Genomic DNA, 6175 nt, shown 5'->3' with positions numbered 1-6175 from the left:
CGGCGTCGAGCCTTGACGCAAGCGCTTCGGAGAGGCGCTTGGTACTTGCCGCCTGTTCAGCCGGCATCGACAGGATGCGGTCGACATCCTGAACGCACGCTTCTGCAGCAACGGCGGTTTCGATACCGCCTGAGGTCAGCAGAAGCAGTGTCAGGAGCGGCAGGCTGCTTCGTTTCAGAAGATCGCATGAGACGGATGCTGGCATTTCAAGAACCCCTTTGATGATGTTGCGAGCTATTGTGCATGCCCGGCCCATGCGGCGTTACCGATCTAGAAGCGAAGGTCGAAACGCATGCTGAAATTGTGATCCTGCACCCCTTCAGCAAGCTGCCCGTCATAGCCTAAGGAGAGGCTTGCTTCGTTGCTGAGGTCGAAAGACAGGCCGACCCCGAGCAAAGCCGCGTCCCGGGCCGTCGGAACACCGGAGATCCCGAAATCGCTGCCGCCATTGAAAGCCATCATCGAGGTCCCGTTGAGATCGCCATAGGCATGCTGCCAGCCGGCGTGTCCGGAAAGGCGCGCCGCCGTTTCATCGAGCATGATATCGCGGCTGGCGCGAAGGCCGAGCGTCGTGGTCCACAGATCCTGGGTTTGCGATGCCGCGTGGAGCGCCGCCATACCGCCTGTTTCGGAAAATCCATCGGTCTTCAGGTTGACATAGGATGCCGCCGCGAAAGGCTGCAGATATCCGGCCTCGTCTCCGAACCGCCAGCCGGTTTCGGCAAAGGCCTGCAGCGTTTGGGCATCATAGTCGGCGTTCAGCTGTCCGCTCAGTCCGACAAAGGAGACGGTCCGCTTGGTGGTGATTGCATGGTGGCCGTAGGAGCCGCCGAAGCTGAAACTGAACGGACCGGTCTGTGTGCTTCCATACCCGCCGACATAGTAGCTGTCGGTATCGGCTGAGGCCGTGAACCCCTTCTCGTCGATCGAGGCATTCATGTAGCCTGCGGCAAGGCCGAACAGCCAGTCCTGACCGACACGGGCATCGCCGCCGAACAGGGCTCCGCCGCCGGACGTATCGACGGTATGGGCATTGCCATCGCCCTGATAGCGCCCGAGCCCGCCCAGAGCATCGAACCAGACCGATACCTGATCGGCTGCCAGCGCTTCGCCGTTTTGCGCAGCGCCCTCAGCGCCGTTCGTGGCAAAGGCGGCATCGATCCGGGAGAGAATTGCCCTTTCGACCTGTCTTGGCTCGTCGCGCAAAACGGTATTGGCAGAGGCATGGATTTCGCCGGACAGCGCATCGAATATTTGAGGTGCCTCATTCTCGTAGAGCCCGAGGATCGCCCGATAAAGCGCGGTGTCGGGCGAGAGGCTGTCCAGGCCCGCTGCCGTTGCTTTCTGATTTGGCGTTCTTGCCTCATCGACAAAATCGACATCATTTCGCTGAAGCGTCAGATAGACGCTGGCGGCGTCATAGCCGAGATAGGAGTCGAGAAAGGCAAAATTGTCGGTCACGCTGCCGAAACCACCCGTGACACCGCCTTCGGCCGTCACCACGGTATAGACATTGATTGGATCATAGCCGGAGCCGGTATCGCCGGACCGATCCGCCAAGATGACGAGATCAGCGCCCTTGTCTATCGTTGCCGCGCCCGCGACCTTGAGCAGGTCGTTGTTGATGCCGGCTTCCGTGCCCGCGTCATTGACCTCGACCTGGTAGACCGCGCCGGCGCCAAGGCCAAGATCGCCGGCGACATTCATTGTCCCGATGGAATTGCCCGGCGCGACCACGCCGGAAACCACCGTATCCCCGACCGTACCGGAGCCGGCAAGCATGGCGGCGGAGGCGACATTGACCGCGCCGGTAACGCCATTGACCACCAGCTTGCCGCCGAACACATCCGTGCCGCCGGTATAGCTGCTTTTGCCCGTCAGTATGGTCGTGCCGGAATAGACCTCGACACTGCCCGCGCCGGTAATAGCAGGCGCGAAGACGTAATCCGGGTTGGTATGGTTGAAGACGATTTTGCCGCTGCCCGTGCCGAAGTCGATTATTGACGTATCGACTACACCCGCGGAGACAGCCGTCTCGCCTGCCACGGCACCAATGTTCAACGTTCCCTGTGTCCCGATCGAAAACGCATCCGTGGCGCGAATCGTGCCGCCATCGGCAACCGTCAGCACACCGGAGGCCCCAACGCGGCCGACTTTCATCGAACCGGTGGTCCAGAGCGATCCGGTTCCGCGGACCGTCGCCGTGCCTCTCGTCCAAGCGGACAGTCCGAGGGTCGCCGTTCCGCTGGTAACGGCGCCGCCATTTTCGACCGCAAGCGTGCTGCCGGCAATCGACCCGATGGCCAGCGATCCGTCAGCGCCGGTGGAGAGCCGCGATCCGCTTCCAGCCACCAGGACCACGCCGGTGGGCAATGACAGCGATGCGCTGCCGACCGCAATCTTGCCCGAGGCGTTGACGCCACCGCCATCGGTGATCACAAGCGCGCCGGCCCCAAGGCGACCGACATTAAGGTCGCCGTTCAGCGTCCACAAAGCCGCCGGGCCGTTGACTTCGGCGCGGCCATCCTCGCCGGCTACGGTTCCGATAAAGCCGGAACCGCTTGCAAGCGCATTGTTGATCTCAAGCGTGCCGGAGCCGACGCGCACCTCGCCGCTATAGGCGCTGGTCGCCCCTGTCAGCCGAAGCCGTGCGGGGCCGAAGAACGCCAGCGTGCCGGAGCCGGCGAAGCTGCCGGCAAACACCGTATCGGCATTCTGGCTGACCGACAGCTTGGCTGTTCCGAGGTCGACTGTGCCGCCGGTCCCCGAAAGCCTCGACATAATGAGATCATTGTCGTTGAGATCGAGCACACCGCCATTGACCGTGTAGGCCCCGCCTTGTGCAAAGGCGAGCAGCGAGCCGGCCCGCAGAATGCCGCCCTCGACCGTGGTTTCGCCGGTATAGATGTTGTTGCCGAACAGCGTGGTCGTGCCGGAATGGGCTTCGATGCCACCCGTACCCTTGAGATCGGGGAAAAACGTGTAATCCGTATCGGTGTGGTTGAAAACGATCTTGCCGCTGTCCGTGCCGAAATCAATCAGCAATGTGTCGACATTGCCAGCCGCGACAGCCGTATCGCCTGCCGCCGCACCGATGTTCAACGTTCCCTGTGACCCGATGGAGAACGCGTCCGTGGCGCGAACCGTGCCGCCATCGGCAACCCTCAGAACCCCGGTGGCGCCGGCACTTCCGACTTTCATCGAACCGGTGGTCCAGAGCGAACCGGTCCCGCTGACCGTCGCCGCGCCTCTCGTCCATGCGGACTGTCCGAGCGTGGCTGTTCCGCTGGTAACAGCGCCGCCATTTTCGACCGCAAGCGTGCTGCCGACAATCGACCCGATGACCAGTGATCCGCCGGTCCCGGTGGAAAGACGCGATCCTTCTCCGGTAACCGTGATGCTGCCCGCCGGCAAGGAAAGCGATGCACTTCCGACAGCAACCTTGCCCGACGCGTTGACGCCGCCGCCGCCGCTGATCACGAGCGCTCCGGAACCAGTGCGTCCGACGTTCAGATCACCGTCTATTGTCCACAAGGCTGCCGAACCAGTGACATCGACGCGGCCATCCTCGCCGGTGACAGTTCCAATGAAGCCGGAACCGCTTGCAAACGCATTGTTGATCGCAAGCGTGCCGGAAGCAATGCGCACATCGCCGCTATAGGCGCTGGTCGTCCCTCTCAGTTCGAGGCGGCCGTTCCTGTCGAGCGTCAGCGTGCCGGAACCGGTGAAGCCGCCGGCGAACGTCGTATCGCTCTCCTGGCTGATCGTAAGCCTGCCTGTTCCCAGACCGATCGTGCCGCCGGTTCCAGAAAGCGTGGACATGGTGAGGTCATGGCCGTTGAGATCGAGCATGCCGCCATTGACCGTGTAGGCCGCATTGTCCGCAAAACCGAGGGGTGCGCCCGCCCGCAGGGTGCCGCCTTCGATCAATGTACCGCCTGTATAGGTGTTGGTGCCGGTCAAAATGGTCGTGCCGGAATAGACTTCGACGCCACCCGCGCCGCTGATATCGGGCGCGAAGACATAAGCACTGTCGGTGTGGTTGAAGACGATGCTGCCGTCACCCGCGCCGAAGACGACCGCACCGGTTTGCAGCGTGCCGGCGGCGCCTGCAGTATCACCGGCTGCCGCTCCAATGTTGAGCGTGCCGGTAGTGCCGCTTTCGCTGGCGATCTCAACGCGATCATTGGCGATGACGTTTGCGCTGTCAGCGACCGTCAGGATACCGGCTCCACGATCGCCGACGACCAGCACGCCTCCGGTGCTTGTCCACGTCGTCCCCGCGCCGGAAACAATGGCCGTGCCCGAACTTCCAGTGTCTTCGCCAATGACACTGGAGGCTGTTACAATCGTTCCGCCGCCTGACAGGTTCAGGGTACCGGTGCCTGCGACGCCCAGGGACAATTTGCCGGTGAGTTCGATTTTTGAACCAGCGCCAGACAGATTCACGGCCCCTTGCACAGGACTATCTACGCCGAGAACCATGTCCTTTCCGGTCATCGAGCCGCGATCCGCGATGGTTGCCACGCCGTTGCCGGCCCAGCCGACCCGCATAATATCGAAGCCATACCAACTCGATCCGGCGCCGGTGATCGTTGCAGTGCCACGTAGATTGGTGCCGATATTGGAGATCGGAGCCGTTACCGTGCCCCCTCTTGAAATCGTCAGTGAGGCAGGGGCCTTCGCCCCTACCGAAACAAACCTTGGGTCTGAAAGTGCTTTGCCGTATGGCCCGCCGTCGATGCCGTCGACGGTAACATCAGTGTCGATGAAAACGCCGGCAAGCGCTGGCACCGAGAGGACGGCAAACGCGGTCGAAGCCAACAAAGCCAATTTGGGAGCAGCTTGGAACGCACGTTTGGCCACTCCCTTTGGGCGGCTGTGGGAGCGCATGGATGTGCGAACTGTTGTCGTCGTCGGTTGGCCTTGCCGCATAATCGCTCCGCTGGAATTATCTGGTGGAACCAGGCTCTCGAAGCGGCTTCGACGACCGGAAAACCGTGCCGAACTGCTCACAAAACAAAGCTCCGTCGGCGCTTATTGTTCAGCAAGCCAATGATTGGAATCCCCTGATCAGGGGTTTTGACGCGCAGGTCCGGAAGCCCTAAACGGTTTCGTATCGAGCATTTGGCCCTACAGCTTTATTGCTGCGTTGAGGACTGCGAGATATCGCGCTCGCCGGGGACAAAAGGCTCGGGCTATATCAATCCGGCGGGTTACTGCTGCTAGGCTTCCAAGGAAAGCGAGTGAATATGGATGTTTCATTATGACCTCTACCACGGTCGGCTCCTGTTTGTGTGGTGACGTTAAATTTGAAATCTCAGGCGACCTTGAGAAATTCTTGCTGTGTCACTGCAAGCGTTGTCGAAAGGACACAGGGTCGGCCCATTCGGCCAATCTGTTTTCGTCGACAGCGAAACTGTCCTGGGTTTCCGGTCTTGAGAACGTCCAGACCTACAAGGTGCCTGGGACCCGGCACGAGAAAAGCTTCTGCAACACATGCGGATCAGCGCTTCCGAGCGTTCAGTTGGAAGGGGCCTTGGTCGTCGTCCCAGCCGGGAGCCTTGATAGCGCGATTGAGATCCGGCCGAGTGCTCATATCTGTTTTGAAAGCCGAGCGGACTGGGAGGCGCGTTTGGAAGACATCCAGAAATTCAACGGTCTACCAGGCTAGGTTCAGTTCCGCAAAACGGTCTCCGGTAAGCTCGGTGCGGTTTAGTTCCACTTTGAGAATTTCCGCAAACATCGAAAATAATCTGGAGAACGACGGCTGGCAGGGCCGCCCTGCGTCGCAGTCTTGCATGCTGTGTGCAACGCAAGTCGGCTCTCCGCCCTTATCGGCCTTCACTCGCGGTTTAGCGCACGGCTGCTTTAAGGGCGAAATGGAAAGACGGTGAACGACCGAATTGGGGGCGCGAAGCAGTCGAGATCACAGGTTCCTAACCGGTGCTCCGGACCCATACACCGTCGCCGCCTTGTGTGTCACGGATTGTGTAACAGAAAGTGATACATTCCGTCGTATGAAATGAAATTTCTATTTAAAATCAATGTTGGTTGGTCTGCCGGTGTGCTCTCACGAAGCTCTGCGATGGCAGGACTGGCGGCGTTCCTCGGCATGAGGTCGGACTGTCTCCTTCAGGACTTTGCAACGGCGGAATTCTCCGATATGTTCCTT

The 6175-nt window shown here is 60.6% G+C and carries 3 protein-coding genes; 1 reads left to right on the top strand and 2 read right to left on the bottom strand.

Going from position 1 to position 6175, the window contains the following annotated elements:
• Together AC5DC2_RS17640 and AC5DC2_RS17635 are read right to left on the bottom strand one after the other, a co-directional pair.
• Positions 1-205 (bottom strand): hypothetical protein (locus AC5DC2_RS17640; protein ID WP_491699417.1); only part of this gene is annotated, 205 nt, incomplete at its 3' end.
• A 65-nt stretch (positions 206-270) separates the two neighbouring features.
• Positions 271-4824 (bottom strand): autotransporter domain-containing protein, encoded by a 4554-nt coding sequence (locus AC5DC2_RS17635; RefSeq protein ID WP_491699416.1) that lies wholly within the window; start codon positions 4822-4824, stop codon positions 271-273.
• Positions 4825-5266: 442 nt separating this feature from the next.
• On the opposite strand from AC5DC2_RS17635, the gene AC5DC2_RS17630 reads away from it, so the two are divergent.
• The gene (locus AC5DC2_RS17630) at positions 5267-5674 is read left to right on the top strand and encodes a GFA family protein (RefSeq protein ID WP_491699415.1); all 408 of its coding nucleotides are present in this window, start codon (positions 5267-5269) and stop codon (positions 5672-5674) included.
• Positions 5675-6175 lie beyond the last annotated feature (501 nt).

Source organism: Martelella sp. (assembly GCF_984369615.1).
Note: the sequence above shows the minus strand (reverse complement) of the source record. Positions and strands in the feature narration are given on the sequence as shown.

Bases quoted from the DNA above. Each gene is read 5' to 3' on its own strand.
- AC5DC2_RS17630 (WP_491699415.1), top strand. From the start codon at position 5,267: ATGACCTCTACCACGGTCGGCTCCTGTTTGTGTGGTGACGTTAAATTT.